This window comes from Corynebacterium freiburgense (assembly GCF_030408815.1).
GTDB classification, from domain to species: Bacteria; Actinomycetota; Actinomycetes; order Mycobacteriales; family Mycobacteriaceae; genus Corynebacterium; species Corynebacterium freiburgense.
Genome location: NZ_CP047355.1, coordinates 307,673 through 325,153 on the forward strand (window position 1 = coordinate 307,673; position 17,481 = coordinate 325,153).

Consider the following 17,481-nt stretch of genomic DNA (forward strand, 5'->3'; position numbering starts at 1 on the left):
ACAGCACCGCGCAAGCGAGATGCCCGCCAGGTTGCCCGAGCGGCCAAAGGGAGCGGATTGTAAATCCGCCGGTTTTTACCTTCGTAGGTTCGAATCCTTCACCTGGCACTTTGACCCGTCGCTAAGAATGCGGCGGGTTTTTGCTATTTTGGCCCAGTGAGAAGTCTGTATGCTGAGATAGGTTTGTACTTAAAAACGCTGAATCGGAGTTCCTGTGACCACTGAAGCCTCTTGGCCATTGCGCAATCAAATCGCAGCTTGGGCCGTACACGCATTTACTATGTCAGGCTTATTGTGGGTTCTTCTTGCAGCCCAGGCGCTTATTGATGGTGATGCTAAGCGTATGTGGATGTGGCTCGGCGTCGCTCTTATTGTCGACGCCGCGGATGGCCCCCTCGCCCGCGCAGCCCGCGTCACAGAAGTAGTCCCCTGGTTTTCTGGTGTGATGCTCGACAACGTTGTCGACTACCTTACATGGACATTCTTGCCAGCAATCTTTTTGGCAATTACATTGCCTCTGGGTCCTGATCCATTGCCTTTGGTGGCCGCCACACTAGTGTTAATGTCCTCGATGTTCTGCTATGCGAATACGTTGATGAAGTCATCTGACTGGTACTTCGTAGGATTCCCCGCTGCATGGAACATTGTGATTGTAATTTTATGGTTGTTTGAGCCTGGCGCCATAGGAAACTGGATTGCCATTCTAGTATTCGCTGTCCTTGCTTTGGTGCCGTGGAAATGGGTTCACCCTTTCCGAGTCCGCCAATACCGAATCTTCAATGGATCTGCTGCAGCTGTTTGGGTCCTGGCCACTGGCCTTATGGTCTGGTACTACCCAATAATGCCTATTTGGCTACTTATCCCCTGGATTATTAGTGGGGCCTGGCTATTTATTGTCTCTGTCATTCGGACATGGCGCGATAAGCCCGATATGTGACATTCATATGACCAGAATTGTCCCTGTGCGGCCGCTAGTTAGGTAATCGGCCAAGGAGTTGTTTGGCTACCTGGCGGTCACCCCACATCTTGTAGGTTTCAAGGGCAAAGGTGCCAAAAATCAAGGCGAAGATAATAGCTACTACCTCAGGTGGATAGTGTTTTCCGTGGAAACCAAAATAAATGTACGGCGCCATAAACGAGATAATGGTTGTGATCATTCCCACAAGGCGTTTCCAGAATCTTCGGGCGGTGACCATCGTAAGAATTCCCCAGGTGTAGGGGAGTGCCGTGACTAGATCAATAGTCCAGAGGATAAGCAATGAGCCATGGAATTCTTTGACAAACGTTACGGGTAGTGCGCGGAGTGCGGAGTAGGTGAGTACTACGATGTAGGCGATAAATTTAGGGGAATTTAATAGCCTGCTGAGTCGCGTTCGAGGGATGATCGGAATGCCGCGCTCTATAGTTTTCTCGTAGGTCTCAGAATTTAAGTGGAGGCCATCGATGTGGGTGAGGGCACTCCAAAGGATAATCCGATCTTCATCTGTGAAACGATCAAGAAGCGCGTTCACCAATTGCATTGGTGAAATACCAACGGGCGTTATATGGGTACCAAAGTAATCTTGTGGCGGCCCCATGGGGACTACTAGCCCCTCAGGGAGCCATTCTTCCCAGGTTTTTCGGGTGGTCTCGCTCATTGGAATAAACCAAAGTTTTTCGCGGCGTGAGATACTGTCACGCAAAGTAGCTATAAAGATTTCGCGGAAATCGCTGTGTTCAAGCGCAGGCATGGGAGGCAGTGTTCGGACATCTTTGTCCCGCAGGTCGCTCAAACGATCAATGCCGGCTGTGGAGCGGACTGCATCCGGCTCCAAGCTCAGGTCTTTTCCGAATGCGATATCAAAGAGCCACATCATGGGATTACTGTAGAACAATGCGTGGTGGGCGTCGTTAATTGAGGTCCATTTTCTGCAAAGAATTTGCAGTGGCTTCGTGTTGGTGCCTCGAAAGTGTGCTTTATCCTGGTGATTTGTGTTGTGGCCCCGAAACAGGTTAATCTTTGTGAGGCTTCAGCGGAGCAAGCCAGACTAATCTGGTAACTGCTTTGAAGAAGTTAAGCCCCCTTAGCTCAGTCGGCAGAGCGTTTCCATGGTAAGGAAAAGGTCGACAGTTCGATTCTGTCAGGGGGCTCTGTTCCTTTACTTAGGGTGTAGTCCTAGTTAGAGGGCGGTTTGGCGGTGTAGCTCAGTGGTAGAGCGAACGACTCATAATCGTTAGGTCGCGAGTTCAATTCTCGCCATCGCTACGAGGGTGCCCCTTTTGGGGCGTATCCTGGTCCAACCACATAATGAAATTTTGGCTAATCGTCGAAGTTCTGTTAATGTGGTCGCGTACTGCACACATGTTGTGTGGTCAAAGGGGTGTAGCTCAATTGGCAGAGCAGCGGTCTCCAAAACCGCAGGTTGCAGGTTCAAGTCCTGTCACCCCTGCAAAGTTGTCTCTATAGGTTTTCAAGGAGCACCGTGACTGACGATAAACAGCCGGAGAACCTGGTCGGGGTGTCCCGCCCAGCGGGCAAGCGTCAGGTTTCAAAAGCGGCTACTTCTTCTGCTGAATATGCGGCTCGTCGGGTCGCTAAGGCAAATTCGAGTGGGGATGAATCCCCAGGCGGTGGCGTTGCAAGTTTCTTGCCTGAGGTTGTGCAGGAAATGAAAAAGGTTATTTGGCCCACGGCTCGCCAAATGGTCGTATATACGCTGATTGTGTTTGCGTTTCTTATTGTGCTGACTGCCTTGGTATCAGGCGTTGATTTTCTTGCAGGCCTTGGTGTTGAGAAGATCTTATCGCCATAGGGTAGTATGCAATTAAAGTAAAAATATCCCGTCGGAGTCTTATCCGGCGGGATAAAATTTTGTCGAGTACGTAGTACGTAAGTACAAGGTACGATGGCAAGCGCAATACCCATTATTTTTGGCTTTGCTTGAGAGAAAACATTGGAGTACACCTCATGAGTGATAACAGCACAAATATTTTCGACGCCGGTTCTGCCCCTGCAGAGGAGGAAGCTGCGGCGAATGCAGTGGATACGCAGGCTGCTGAGGATGGTGCTGATGTCGCTCATGCTGCGGCTGCATTGGGTGATACGGATAATCAGGAGGATGCAGCGCTCTCTGAATATAAGGCTCGGCTGCGAGCCTATATTCGCGAGCTCAAGAAACTTCCGGGGTCTTGGTACATTATTCAGTGCTATTCAGGGTATGAAAATAAGGTCAAGACGAACCTTGATATGCGTGCCCAGACCCTTGAGGTAGAAGATTATATCTTCGACACAGTTGTCCCGATCGAAGAAGTTGTTGAAATCCGTGATGGCAAGCGCAAGCTTGTAAAGCGCAAATTATTGCCAGGATATGTTCTGGTCCGCATGGAAATCAACGATCGTTCTTGGTCTGTGGTTCGTGATACCCCAGGTGTGACCTCCTTTGTTGGCAATGAAGGCAACGCAACACCCGTGAAGATCCGCGATGTTGCCAAGTTCCTTCTGCCACCTGCAAGCGCCGAAAGCGAAACCGAAGAAAAGACCGCAGCCGCAGAAGGCGAGAAGGTTGTTGCCCAGCCCAAGGCGCAAACTGCGAAGCCTATTGAAGTGGACTACCAGGTGGGTGAAGCCGTGACCATTCTTACTGGTGCGCTTGCCTCCGTATCTGCGACGATTTCTTCGATAGACGCTGAGAATGGCAAGCTGCAGGCACTCGTTTCTATTTTCGGTCGCGAAACTCCTGTAGATCTAACATTCGACCAAGTGGAAAAGATCACCTAGGCAACTTGTTTCTCGACGCCAAACGCCCGCGCGCCTAATACGTGCGGGCGTTTGTGTTGTCTTGAGGCCTTGTGGCTTGTAGTCGAGCCTTGGGCTTGTGGGCCTTGTGATCAGGCAGATTTACACAGGCAGATTTAGCCACTCAGGCAGATTTGACATTGTGCCCGACGGAAATCTGCCTTATCCGCCCCAAAAAACTACCGCTTTTTGTATCACGGAGCCCAACAAAGTTAACCGATACTACTCACTTCAGCTCATCCAAACTAACCTGTGCATATATTTTGGTTGCAGAGCCGACTTTTCCAGCATTTCCCCAATTAGCCAAGCTCCATAGCGTACGGTACAATTTCACTTCGCGTGTGTTTTCGCATGCGTTGTTGTTTTGTTCCCCGGTGGCTTTGGTAATTCTGTTGTTGGATTGCCGGGCATCCGGACGGGGTTTGGCTGCTGGTTTGGGTCATCGTTTCCAGTGGTTGTGTGTGCCTCGTTATCATAGGAAGTAGGTCGAAAGATGCCCCCTAAGAAGAAGGTCTCTGGCCTTATTAAGCTGCAGATTCAAGCTGGTGCTGCTAATCCGGCTCCTCCAGTTGGTCCGGCGCTTGGTGCCCATGGTGTGAATATCATGGAGTTCTGTAAGGCTTATAATGCTGCTACTGAGTCTCAGCGTGGCAATGTGATTCCGGTTGAGATCACTGTTTATGAAGATCGTTCCTTCACCTTTAAACTGAAGACTCCTCCTGCTGCGAAATTGCTGCTTAAGGCTGCTGGTTTGCAGAAGGGTTCTGGCGTTCCGCATACCCAGAAGGTGGGTAAGGTCACTATGGCTCAGGTGCGCGAGATTGCAGAGACCAAGAAGGAAGATTTGAACGCTAACGATATCGACGCCGCGGCGAAGATCATCGCTGGTACCGCCCGCTCTATGGGTATTGAGGTTGAGGATTAATTTTCCTCTGTGGCAGGGCCAGCTCCGGCCCGAACACCACACATTCTTTGTAAAGGATTTTTATTATGAGCAAGAAGTCTAAGGCTTACCGCGCCGCCGCCGAGCTTATCGACGCCGGCCGTATCTACTCTCCATTGGAAGCTGCGAAGCTCGCCAAGGAGACCTCCTCCAAGAACTTTGATGCAACTGTTGATGTTGCTATCCGTCTCGGCGTTGATCCTCGTAAAGCAGATCAGCTTGTTCGTGGCACCGTTTCTCTCCCACACGGTACCGGTAAGAACGTTCGCGTTATTGTGTTTGCCGCTGGTGAGAAGGCTACTGAGGCTGAGGCTGCAGGCGCTGACGTTGTTGGCTCTGAAGATCTGATCGAAAAGATCCAGGGCGGTTGGACGGATTTCGACGCCGCGATCGCCACCCCTGATCAGATGGCTAAGGTTGGCCGTGTGGCCCGTGTGCTTGGTCCTCGTGGTTTGATGCCTAACCCTAAGACTGGCACTGTGACTACCGATGTTGCCAAGGCAGTGACCGAAATCAAGGGCGGTAAGATTTCCTTCCGCGTCGATAAGGCCGCTAACCTTCATGCCGTGCTTGGTAAGGCTTCCTTCGATGCTGAGAAGCTTGCTGAGAACTATGGTGCTCTTATTGAAGAGCTTCTTCGTCTCAAGCCTACCTCCGCCAAGGGCACATACCTTAAGAAGGTCACAATTGCTTCCACTAATGGTCCGGGTATTCCCGTAGATACCACTGTGGTTAAGAATTTCGCTGGCTAAATTCCGTAAGCCTATCCCGTAGCTTTTGGCTACGGGATTTTTTTATGCCCGGATGTTGTGTGGTCAATTTGTTGGCTCGTTTTATAAATCCTTTTATTTTTCCTTGTTTCTACTTATGCTCACGCAAAGGTCATACCTTTACACTTTTCTCACGGGTGTAACCTTTTTTATTAATAGGCTTCGGTTTTTTATATATAATCCCAGTTCAGCGCCGCAGATTAATTGCTATCCGTAATTATATTGATTAGCTTTAGTTAGTATTACTTAAGATCTTGCTTAAATTTTTATACGGTACTACGCTGCTCACTTAAGGATCTCTGTGAGGTGTAAACAAAATGGGTGCCGCGGTATTTAGTTGCGGTAAGGACCGACCCGTTTCAATACCACCAACTCAACCCAAGGCTTTTGCCCAAGTTTGAGGTCCTCACTTCACTGTTAGATACATGAATTGAGAAGAAAAGAAATGTTAAATCAATCGCTGCGCGCAGCAACCGCATTGAGCGGTTGGCGTATCCTGCGTTCAGTGGTGACCTTCTTCATTGTGAGCGCCTTGATTGTCTTTGGTACTCAGATTGTGGTGGGTCATCCTGCGAAAGCTCAGGATAAGATTGTTAATGAGCCTGTTACTCCTCAGAACCAGGATAAGAAGAACCTTTACATCTCGAATATAACGCTTCGTCGCCACGGGGATAGTACCGGCGAGTTGCCCTTGGTTGTGAATGATACAGCAGGTACTCTTGCCCTGGATTGGTCGAATACGTTTCCTGGGAGTCTGGAAGAGCGTCCTGTTGCGGGTAAAAGCTTCACTGTTGAGCTTCCTAAGGAACTGGTGTTTGCTCAGCGTGGGGTGGACATTAAGCCAATTCCCATGAAACACGATAGTGGCAAGGTCGTTGGCGAGTGTACTTTCGAGATGCGCCGGGCGGTTTGCGCCTTCGATGGGCGTGCAGAAAAACTCTGGTCTGAGGAAGGTGCTCGTAATTTCAGGGGAACATTCTCCAGTTGGGTTGAGATGACCGTCCCGACTGAAGGTAAAGGCAGCACTCTGCCTTTCGTTGTGAACGGACAGAATCTGGATATTACGTTGCCTGGTGGCGTGATTAAAGATCAAGCTCACCCAGGTGAAGGCACCCCATGGTACAAATCTGTTGGTTCAGTTAATCCAGGGGCCGATACTTTACATTGGTATTTCAAGATCACTGGTAAATACTTGCAAGACCAATTTAAGGCAAAAAACATTACACAGACAATGGATGGACGTACTCCATTTACCATTATTCTGAAGGATGTTGCTGAGTCCCCATTGTATTTCGAGGCCGATAAGCTCAAAGGATTAAGTATTCGGAAGCAAGAATTTACAAGGACTTGCACCGTGGAGGAGGCGGAAACTCCAAACCAGCGTGGTTCTGTGTGTGGTAACGTATCGAAGCCTTTCGATGGATCAACTATTGAATATAAGATTGATCCGAACGATCCTAAGAAAATTGATATTATTATTACCGGACCGTTTTCCCCGGACGATACCTACAGTATTAATGGCTTAAACACCACGGTCCATGGCAAAATTAATTCGGGCATTAAATACAAGAACACAGCCAAGATTGTGTACCAAGCTCCTGACGGTACAACAAAGGACGTTAACGATAAGTACGTTCGTACCGCTGTACATGTTGATAAGCGTAAGGCTAAGGTTGAGTACGATCAAGAGCGTGGCTTTTTCGTAGTAGAGAAGCGCGTCGATGGCGACATTCTTGCGATCGATCCAGAGAAAACTTCGTTTGATGTTGAGTTCAAATATGAGTTTCCGGAAGGCAGAACATTTACGGACTGGAAAGATCTGGAACCTCTCAAGGCTATGTCTACAAATGTGACTGAGCATGGTGGTACGGCCACATTTAAAGTGGGAGCATTTAAACAGGGCTTCCCTTCGATGGCTAAAGAGGGGCAACCATTGGTGAATATCCCATTCCCAACTGGCACGAAGATCACCTTGCAAGAACAGATCGACACGAATGCTCCGTTCCAGCATGCACAGGCGAAGGCTGGAGAGTTCTACTGGGGCGAGCCTCGGTATGCTGTGGATAAGGAAGCCAAGGATCAGGCTAAGGCTGGTCCTGTGTCTTTCACTATTCAAAAGGCAACGAACGAAAAGGTTGAGACGAAGGTTTACCTGCACAACGAGGTAGAAAACCGTAATGGTACCTTCAAGGTAAAGAAGACTGTTCAAGGTGTTGTAGGCGAAGCTGGTAACGGCAAGTCCTTTAAGTTCACCTACACCTGTTCTGACAACCAATCTGGTGAGGTCGACGTTCCTGGAAACGGTGAGGCAGTGGCCGTCGATAAGCAATTCCCGATTGGCACTACCTGTGACGTCCAAGAGGCCGATGCTATCGAACCGATTGAGAACCATGATTTGGTGAAGCCTGCGCCTCAGCAAGTGCAAATCGCTGCTGATGAGCAAACCTTGACCTTTGTCAATGCGTACAAATCACGGGGTACCTTCGAGGTAGCTAAACGTGTAGAGGGCGTTGAAGAGGCAGCCCTACAAGGCAAGACCTACAGCTTCGACTATGTTTGTGGTCCTGAAAAGGGTCGTATTGAAAACGTCATTCCTGGCGGGCCGGCAGTTCCAGCTCCTGCAACCTTCCCAACCGGTACCACATGTACTGTGACCGAAAGCTTGGAAGCAGCAAAGGTCGAAGGTTACACTGTGGCTCCTCATAAGCCAGTTGAGGTAACCATTGGTGCCCCAGGCGCACCTCTTGTTAAGGCGGAATTTGTAAACAACTACACCCGCGACCTGGGATCCTTCAAGATCCGCAAGAGCGTTAAGGGCGATGGAAACTTCACCAATGATTCCTTTGATGTTCAATACCGTTGTGGTGCAGCCGAGCCTGTAACTCTTAACCTTAAGGGCAACGAGGAATGGACTGTTGTAGAAAACCTTCCAACTGGTACTGTGTGTGAAATTTCCGAAGACCAAGCAGGCGCTAAGCGTGCTGGTTTCACCGAGGCTATTAAGATTGATCACTCAACGGTGAAAATCGATAAGACCAAGGTGGCCGAAGTTACTGTTACCAATACCTATGCTCAGAACAAGGGTGGTTTCACCATCTCCAAGAGCCTTGCAGGTACTGGCCAATATCGTGCCAAGGATAAGGAATTCACCTTTAGCTACAAGTGCACCGATCCTCAAGGTGACGTAGTTAAGGAAGAAAAGCAGCTTAAAGTTAAGGCTGGTGAAGTAAAGCGCATCACCGATGTTCCTGAACTGGCAACATGCGTAGTTGAAGAACTCGATGGTGAAGTACAAAACGCTGACCTGAAGACCGTTGTAAACGTTGAGCTTGAAGATGGCGAGCCAGCAGCTCCAGTAGCTGAAAAGCCAGCTTCCCCTGATGTACCAGCAAACAACGGTGCGCCAGCAGCTGAAGCTCCTGAGAATGCAGTTGCTCCTGCTGAGAATGCTCCAGCCGACAATGCAGCAGCACCTCAGCCAGTAGTTGCTGTACCAGTTGCAGATCCACTTGAAGATGCTGGAGAAGCAGCGAACGAGAATCCAGCTGAAGGTGACGCCGTTCAACCTGCGCCTGCACCTACACCTGCACCTGCACCTGTACAGCCAGATATCGCAGTAACTCCTGCCGAAAATGTTCCAGCCGGTGATGCTCCCGCTGTTATTTCTCCTGAAAAGCCAGAAAAGCAAGATGCACCTGTAGTAGTGGGTGAAGGCGTGGTCGCGGGTAATAAGGGCACCTTCACTATTGGCAAAGACACGACCCATAAAGTCCTAGTGGTAAATGAATACACCGATCATGTTGGTAGCCTCAGCGTGACCAAGATCGTTGAAGGTGATTCAGTAGAAATGATGAAGGACCAGCCATTTATCTTCGACATTAAGTGTCAAGATGGTCAGTCTAAGGTTCTTGAGGTACTTGGCAACGGGACTCCAGTGGACTCTGGCCTTCGGATCCCTGTAGGTACCAAGTGTGAGGTTTCAGAGCAAACTGATAAGGCTCAACGGGCTGGATTCGACCTGAAAGCTCCAGAAAAGCAGGAAGTTACCATTGCAAAGCGCGATGAGGTTGTAGCTGCAACGTTCAAGAACGAATACACCAAGCACGTTGGTACATTCTCCGTAGCCAAGACCGTTAAGGGCCTGCCTGCTGAAGAAGCGAAGGATAAAGAATTCCTCTTTAACTACTCTTGCTCTGGCGGGCAAAAGGGTGAGATCAAGGTCAAGGGCGACGGTGTAGCTGTGGATGCAGGTGTAAAGATTCCTGTAGGCACAGACTGTACTGTGACTGAAAACGCTGCTTCTGCCAAGGTAAAGGGCTTTACTGTCAAGCTTCCTGAGAACCAAAACATTCGATTTGAGAACAAGGACGAGAAAAAAGAACTGTCCTTTACAAACGAATACAAGCCAGAACCTTCCGTTCCGATGCCTGGAGATCCGGATCCAAAGAATCCGCCAAAGAATACCCCTCCAAACCCAGGTATTCTCGGATTCCTCCCGTTCATTCCATTCTTGTTTGGTAATGCTGGAAGCTCCGACGCTCCAAATGGCACAAATTCCAATACGGTTGCTGGAACCAATAACACCACAAATGGAACAAACAACACTGCGAGCCCTGCTGCTCAAAAGAGCGTGCTGGCAAATACCGGTGCATCTGTAATTGGTATTGGTCTCCTGGCCCTCGTAGTGACCTCCGTTGGTATTTTCCTGGCGGTCCGCGGACGTAAAAGCAAAAGCTAGTTTGTAAGAGCTAGTTTTAAAGCCTCAGCACTATGTGCTGAGGCTTTTTCTATACAGGAGCGCACATACGTGGCGATAAAGTGATTTGTACATGCTTTCCTACATATTCACCCGAAAAGTGTCGGCTCGGGAAGGCGGCAGTACTGCGAAAACCTGTGAAGTAAATAAGACAGTCTTTGGAATATGGGGTTCTGGGCCTAGATTTTAGCTCAATCAGGGTGTAATTATTATATATAAATCAAGTGTAAATATAATCTACTTTAACTGCTAATTCCGGAAGAGTCGCCACTGTAGATTCGAAAATTAATTAAGTATCACATAAGCGTCTTGCTTAGTATTTTCTTATGTGGCCAACTGTAGAGATAGCGTATTGACCACAAGAGAAAGTCTGAAATTGAAAAAGTTGCGAAGACTCTGGCAGGTGCCTGTCGCAGTCGTGGCTGCATTTGGGCTTGTCTGGATGAGCGCGCCAGTCACTGTGGCGCAAGCCCAAGAAACCAGTACCGTGGAATCTTCACCTGCACAGGAAGGGGGTGCAACCGAGGAAGCATCGGAAGATACTGGAGAGGCTGAACCTCTTGCACCTCCAGTGGAGAATGAGACACCTGCACCGACTGCATCACCTCGTGGTGTAGATGTACCAGTAGGCCCCGAACTTACGGGTGGGCCGCGATTAGAGTATTCGGTGACTATAAAGTCGGATGGCACACCGGATTTTGATAGTGATGATCAAGCTGGCAATGATTCCAGTGCAAACAATGGCATTGTTCGTGTGAATGACACTGTGACGTATAAGTTGCAGTATTCAGTCAATGAGGGTGTAGGCGAAAACGCCAGGTTTACATTAGCTTTGCCAAAAGGTATGGAGTTTGATTCACTGCCAAGTTTCTGTTTGGCGGGAAGTTCGCTTACTCCTGAAAGTGTTGGCGTTCCGAGTTTGCCATTATCGGCCGATTCGATTGATGAACTTGCTGCTCAGACATTGGAATGTAATGTTGGTTCATTAAGCACAGAAACCCAATTTGTTGAGGTCACCGCCAAAGTATTGAACTATGTGCATAATGGGCAGACCTTAAAGCCAGTGCGGGCAGGTTTCCAGGTGGATAATGCCCCGGCAATTTCAGTGCCGGAATCGGATCTCCCTGAGCTCAGGGCGTCGGCACGCTTAAAGTGGGATATTTCCTTAAACTCTATTGCGCTTGAAGAAAACCGAGGGTACGTCTATGGGCCATCAACGGAACCTTGCCCCTGGGATAAAAACCGGATTTGTAAACGCACCGGCCATACTGTGCTTATTTCCGCGCCGGCCGGTGGTAAGGGCGCGATGCCAGCAATCGGCGATATCACTTTTGATGAGGATTTATCCTTCCGCAGCCTCTACCCAACGTTACAACCCGAGCAGTACGCCAAGTTGGAAGCTGAGCGGGAAAAATACGGTAGCCGAGCATACCCAGAAGGCACCTACTATAGCGCGCCTGGTAATGAGATCGGCACACGGTATAACAACATCACACACACCGAAGTGAATTCTGTGCGGAATTCCGGCAAGCTGCTTTTTGATAAATCACTAGCCGGCCAAGCAGTACCGTTCCGTGTGGTTGCACCAGATATGTCGCTACGCACGTATCCCCAGCAGGTAACACGGCCGCAGGGTAATGCAATTCCAGGCAATCAAGCATATGCGGTTTCGCATTTCTTTAGTGTGTATACCCCTGTGGATACTATTCGGGAATTTGGTATTCAAAAAGGGACTACATGGACGCTGGAGACAAAGAACTGGCTGAAAAACCTAGAGATTCGTGGTTTTACAGGTGCAGATATTCAGCGTAGCGATGACCAACCAACTTGGAATGATCACCGTGATACCACTCCAAATATTTCCTTTGGTGCTCGCTTTAATAAAGTATTTACCGGTGTTCCAGGCGAACCCGGCAATATGGTTCCTGAATTCTTCTCGCCAGGATATGCCGCCCGCGGTGAAGGGCCTCCCGGAGGCGCCACCTTACGGAGCGGTGGTATTACAGTAGCGCCTACCCAAAATGTGCTTTCTCAATTGGAAGTTTCAGGCTCGAATCCGGATTACCCAGGGGATATAAGTATTGTCTTGTGCGATTCTTGGGATAATTCACGTTTGCATCTTCAATCCCGAGATGTGCCTGCTAGCACCTATGATAAAATAACCTTCCAATCGGTGCCTTCTCAAGGTGCACCCGTGTGGGTTTCTGGATATAACAATGTCCGAGATGGCAAAGGCGGTGTGCGCAATGCACAGGCCCCAAATGAGGTGCCAGCAATAAAGGTGCAATATTCGCCTACGGCTGGTGGAAGTAGGGACGCCTCCGAGTGCGGCGATGCACAAGGGCCATGGTTTGATAACCCAGCCGACGTTCCGGGTAACGACGCCGCGCAAGCCCAACAAGGCATTTACACCGGCGTTGCCCGTGTGCGGGTTCATAGCATCCTTCCAGCACCCGTATCTAATAGCTCAACACTGGGCAATGGCGTGCGAATGGGTATTTCCATTAATCAACGAATCGCAGATTCTGGCCGTCCTACTGGAGATATCATCCCTAACTGGGCAGCTATGAAAGTGGTCGCAGGTAGTGCCCTGAATATGGAGGAAACCTTAGCGGCTAACACTGGATGGAGTCGTTCCGACTATAACCCGGAAGGACACACAGGTAGTCCTGGTGACCGTCTTATTTTGGGATTAGCCCAAGTACGCGTTGACAAGAAAGTTCGCCGCGGCACCGAAGGTGAATTTACTGATACACCTCCTCGCGTCAGCGGAGGCGGCGTGCGCGATAGCGCCACCGGACAGTTAATTCCTGCCGATACTGTGCAATACCTGATTTCTCCTTCACTGACCTCGGGTGTACTTACCCCTGGCATTCTCAAGGATGTGTGGGTTGAGGACTGCTTGCCTTCATCTCAAGTATTTATTCAGGCTTCACGTCCACCGGTAGAAGTATTTCCTGGCTTTACACCAAGTGACGCTAAGCGCAATAAGTGCGATTCTGATGAAACTTATATTCGTTGGGTCTATCCAAAGCATGAGGTAAACAGGCCAATCGAACCGATTATTTTAACTACGGAAGTTTCGCCAATTGCAAAACCTGGCGTGTACAACAATGTGGTTCAGGTGTGGGCTGAAGATGATGCTTCATCAGTAAAACAGCGCAAGGACAATGCCCAGGTGCAGATTAATAATATTGCTGGCATTAAGTTGGAGAAGCTGGCCCTAACCCCAGAAGTTCAAGTGAACCGTGAAGGCCAACAGCACCACGAGCTTAATAAATGGCGGGTTACCCTGGCGAATACTTTGCCAAAGGGTGGCACTTCTGCCGTGCAAAACCCCGATATTATCGATGTCCTGCCAAAAAACGGTGTAGCCGGTTCACAGTTCCAGGGGACATTTGAATTTGTTTCTGCAAAGGTGCTTACTGGTGATTCGAATGTGCGCATCCTTTACACGAAGGACGCGAATGTTGACCTCGACCAGCGCAATAATGCCAATGTGACCTGGTGTGAATCAGCCGAAAGTAACGACGCCTCCTGCCCCCAGAATCCTAGTGAAGTTACGGCATTGCGCATCCAACGTCCTGGATTATTTGATAGTGGCGATACAATCGCAATCGAACTGGCCATGAAGGGTATTGGTAATGCCCGAGATAACGTCTATGTGAACCGCGTATTCGCAGCTGCCGAAGGCTTGCAATATCCTGTAGGGCCAATCGCTAATGCTGAGCGAGTTATTGAATCCGAAATTGGCGACTTTACCTGGTGGGACATCAACCGCAACGGCGAACAAGATAATTTCAACGGTGAGCCCGAACCTCTGGCCGAAAACGTTGAAGTTCGCCTAGAAGGTGTCGATGATCTTGGAAACCAAGTTGCATTGCAAACCACCACAAATGCCTCTGGACGTTACCTGTTTAATAAACTCCGCGCCTCCAATGGTGATGGTTATACCGTTACCTTCCGTGGTAAAGGTTCACTGACCCAAAAGAACGCCAAAGGCGTGGATACTGAACGCGATTCCAATGCTGACCAACAAACAGGCGCATCTGAGCCTGTTGTGCTGCATGCCAATACCTCCAACTATTCGATCGACGCTGGTTTTGTTACGGAAGGCAGCCTGGTCTTTACAAAATTGCTGAAGGGACAGGGCGTCGAAAAGTATGCCCCAGGTGACCGCTATGAATTCAAAGTCACCTGTACACTCGGCGATAAAGAAGTGGTGAATAAAACCATCACCATGGTCGCTGAAAAGGGACAAACAGAAATCACAGCCGAGCCAATTAATAATATCCCCGCCGAGGCAGTGTGTAAGGTCACCGAAACCAACGCCGGCCGCGCAGACCAAGGGCAGCAGGAAACCAATGACATTAAAATCACTTGGAATCCAGAAACCGGCAAAGGCAACCAAGTAGCAATTGCACTGACCAATAACTACTCCGCAGGTGCTATCCGAATAGCAAAGCGCCTTGAAGGTGAAGACCGCGCAAAGGAAGCCGCCCGCACCAAAGAGTTCCGTTTTGATGTTATCTGCCAAATGGAAGCCAACCAGCCGCCAGTGCTACATATTCAAGGCGTCACCATTACAGGCGAAAACACCGTCGATGTTCTTGGTGAAGACGGCCAACCAGCTAAACTCCCCAAGGGTGCTCGCTGTTTTGCCACCGAAACCGAGTCCGCTGGTGCAATCCAAACCGTGATTGATCACAAGGACTTTAATACCGGTGCGCTAATCGACCCAGCGAATCCGAACGAACTGGCGCAAATCACCATTACTGCAACCAACACCTTTGAAATCCCGCGCATACCAGTAAAGGTATCCAAGGTGGTTGTGGCCAATGGCTTTGAGGGTAGCAATGACTTCAAAGTTGACTACCGGTGTACCGCACCTGGACGCAATGGAGACAATGAAGTTCCAGCCGAAGGCACCGTTCAAGTAACAGGCGGTAGCGAAACCAAGATCGGTGATTTCCCTGTAGGCACAGAATGCCAACTTACCGGTGAACATGAAGCGGAAATACAACGTCAGGGCTACACCCTTGGCATTAATCTTGGTGAAACAGTCCAGGTGGCTGAGCCCGGTGTTACCTTGGTAGCGACCAACACCTATACCCGAGATCACGGTAGCTTTAGCATTACCAAGCACATTATTGGTGATGAACCAGACGCCATTGCGGAAAAGAAATTCCTCATCGAATACAAGTGTGTAGATCCGCAAGGTAAAGGCGAAACCAAAACCGGAGCATTACCAGTCAGCGTTGCTGGAGGGCCAGTTGTAGCACCAGAAATCCCAACGGGCTGGGAATGCACACTGACAGAAAACAAAGATTCCGCACAACGCCTGAACTTCACTCACACCAAGGGCGAAATTCAGCCAGCCAAATTTACCGTGGAAGCAAAAGACACTGAAGTCAAAGTTGCCGTAACCAATGAATACACCCGTGACCACGGCACCTTTAGCGTGACTAAAAAAGTTACTGGTGACAATGCCGAAACCAACCGCAATACCACCTTTAAGGTGAACTATGTATGTGGAGATGCTCGCGGTGTACTTGAGGTTCCCGGAAATGGCACCACGGTACCGGGACCACAAATCCCGGTAGGCACACAGTGCGAAATCACCGAAGACCTCGCCTCTGCACAGCAGGAAAACCACACAGTAGCTGCCAAGGTAACCCCCTCAACATTTACTGTGACCGGCAAAGACTCCGTAACCAAGGTGGAAGTATCTAATGAATACAAACGCCATAAAGGTGGAGTAACGCTGACAAAGGAAGTAAAGGGCGACGCTACTACCATCGCGCCAAAGGAATTCAACTTCGAATACACCTGCACTGGATTACCCGCAGGCGAAAAACGCCAAGCCAAGGTAACCCCAGGAAAGATCACTGAAATCACTGACCTGCCAACGGGCACATGCACCTTTATTGAACAGGGCGCCTCGGCAAAAAATAGCGATCATTCCGTAGTGATCAGCGTAAACGGTAAAGAGCCAACCCCAGGTGCCCAAGTCACAGTAGACGTGACAAAAGACACCACCGTAACTGTCCATGCCGTAAACACATACACGGTGCACCGCAAGCCATTCGAAATCTTGAAAGAAATCGAAGCAGATGTGGCAAAGGACGAGCTGGCGGCCCGCAAGGTATTCACATTCAATTACACCTGCGAACCACCATTCCAGGGGTTAGAGAAACAAATAGGCACCCTCAACGTACGTGCAGATGGCAAACCCATTGCCTCCCCACCGATCCCAGTGGGAAGCAAATGCACCGTAGAAGAAGATGCTGCGTCCGCTGCCGAACCAAACTACGACGTTCAAACCGCAAAACCTGAAACCTTTACTATTGGCGAAGGCGAAGCCATCCATCGAGTAACCGCCAAAAACGTATACACCCATCACCGTGGCACATTCGAAATGGCAAAACTCGTTGAAGGCGTAAACCACCTCCAAGACCACACCTTCGCGTTCCATTACGAATGCACAGATGGAACCAAAGGAACCCTGGAAGTAAAAGGAAACGGGAAAGCAGCCGCATCAAATGCGCAAATCCAGGTGGGTGCAATATGCCGAGTCTGGGAGGACGTAGACCGAGCCCAACAACCAGGACTCACTCTTCGTCCCGTTTCAGATATGGAATTCAAAATCAAACAAAAAGGACAGAAAGTGGTGCTTTCGGCAGTAAACCACTACACCCCGCCGAACACCCCACCAGGAATTCCACTGATCCCACTGATTCCACCACTCAACCCAGTGGTGCCAGCAAAACCAACCCCGTCAGCGGATAATGGAAATGTTGTTGCGCGAATCGTACGGCAAGGCCAGCAGCTGGCCAAGACAGGTGTAAGTAACTTGATTATTCCAATGACAGGCATCTCACTAGTGCTTGTAGTTGGAGGATTGGCACTTGTCCTTGTACGGAGAAACCGTAAAGAGTAAGTGGTAGTGCTTACCCGATAATGAACTAAAGCGCCGACCTGCGAAATGTGGGTCGGCGCTTTAGTTTTGGGGGTTTGTGTGTGGGCTGCCGGCGGGATTGAGTTGTGGGCTGCCGGTTACCTGGGGGTTGTCGTTTAATACACCATCTTGTGTGCAATTGGTGTAAAAAGCGTCTGCGAACGGCCCCTGGGGCTAAAGTTTTGTCGCAAAAAACACCAATTGTGCACAATATGGAGTAAAAAACGACACTAGTTATGGAAGTAACAGTAATACTAAGCATCTGTTGCTCTTTTTATT

Annotated in this window: 8 protein-coding genes and 4 tRNA genes; 11 read left to right on the top strand and 1 reads right to left on the bottom strand. The window is 49.4% G+C overall.

Annotated features, from left to right (window positions below; translation table 11 throughout):
• Nucleotides 1-25: 25 nt before the first annotated feature.
• Both CFREI_RS01425 and CFREI_RS01430 read left to right on the top strand, forming a co-directional pair.
• A tRNA-Tyr gene (locus CFREI_RS01425) sits at nt 26-108 on the top strand.
• Between the two features lie 106 nt (nt 109-214).
• Nucleotides 215-937, top strand: a complete 723-nt coding sequence (locus tag CFREI_RS01430) for a CDP-alcohol phosphatidyltransferase family protein (RefSeq protein WP_051255924.1) — start codon at nt 215-217, stop codon at nt 935-937.
• Nucleotides 938-971: 34 nt separating this feature from the next.
• Here CFREI_RS01430 and CFREI_RS01435 read toward each other — a convergent pair whose 3' ends face one another.
• Nucleotides 972-1,856, bottom strand: a complete 885-nt coding sequence (locus CFREI_RS01435; protein ID WP_051255925.1) for a hypothetical protein — start codon at nt 1,854-1,856, stop codon at nt 972-974.
• A 201-nt stretch (nt 1,857-2,057) separates the two neighbouring features.
• Between CFREI_RS01435 and CFREI_RS01440 the strand changes: the two genes are divergently transcribed.
• From CFREI_RS01440 to CFREI_RS01480, 9 genes are all read left to right on the top strand, one after another.
• Nucleotides 2,058-2,130 (top strand) — tRNA-Thr (locus tag CFREI_RS01440).
• Nucleotides 2,131-2,173: 43 nt separating this feature from the next.
• Nucleotides 2,174-2,245: transfer RNA gene (locus CFREI_RS01445), tRNA-Met, on the top strand.
• A 111-nt stretch (nt 2,246-2,356) separates the two neighbouring features.
• Nucleotides 2,357-2,429: transfer RNA gene (locus CFREI_RS01450), tRNA-Trp, on the top strand.
• A gap of 33 nt (nt 2,430-2,462) precedes the next feature.
• Complete coding sequence (gene secE / locus CFREI_RS01455; RefSeq protein WP_027012627.1) at nt 2,463-2,792, top strand: preprotein translocase subunit SecE; 330 nt, start codon at nt 2,463-2,465, stop codon at nt 2,790-2,792.
• A gap of 155 nt (nt 2,793-2,947) precedes the next feature.
• Nucleotides 2,948-3,757: a transcription termination/antitermination protein NusG gene (nusG, locus tag CFREI_RS01460; protein ID WP_027012628.1), complete on the top strand. Its 810-nt coding sequence runs from the start codon at nt 2,948-2,950 to the stop codon at nt 3,755-3,757.
• A gap of 511 nt (nt 3,758-4,268) precedes the next feature.
• Nucleotides 4,269-4,700 carry a 50S ribosomal protein L11 gene (gene rplK / locus CFREI_RS01465; protein ID WP_027012629.1) on the top strand — a complete coding sequence of 144 codons (432 nt, stop codon included), beginning with the start codon at nt 4,269-4,271 and terminating at the stop codon, nt 4,698-4,700.
• Nucleotides 4,701-4,765: 65 nt separating this feature from the next.
• Nucleotides 4,766-5,470 carry a 50S ribosomal protein L1 gene (gene rplA, locus CFREI_RS01470; protein ID WP_027012630.1) on the top strand — a complete coding sequence of 235 codons (705 nt, stop codon included), beginning with the start codon at nt 4,766-4,768 and terminating at the stop codon, nt 5,468-5,470.
• 463 nt (nt 5,471-5,933) lie between these two features.
• The gene (locus CFREI_RS01475; RefSeq protein ID WP_027012631.1) at nt 5,934-10,226 is read left to right on the top strand and encodes a DUF5979 domain-containing protein; all 4,293 of its coding nucleotides are present in this window, start codon (nt 5,934-5,936) and stop codon (nt 10,224-10,226) included.
• 421 nt (nt 10,227-10,647) lie between these two features.
• Complete coding sequence (locus tag CFREI_RS01480; RefSeq protein WP_156907749.1) at nt 10,648-17,184, top strand: DUF5979 domain-containing protein; 6,537 nt, start codon at nt 10,648-10,650, stop codon at nt 17,182-17,184.
• Nucleotides 17,185-17,481 lie beyond the last annotated feature (297 nt).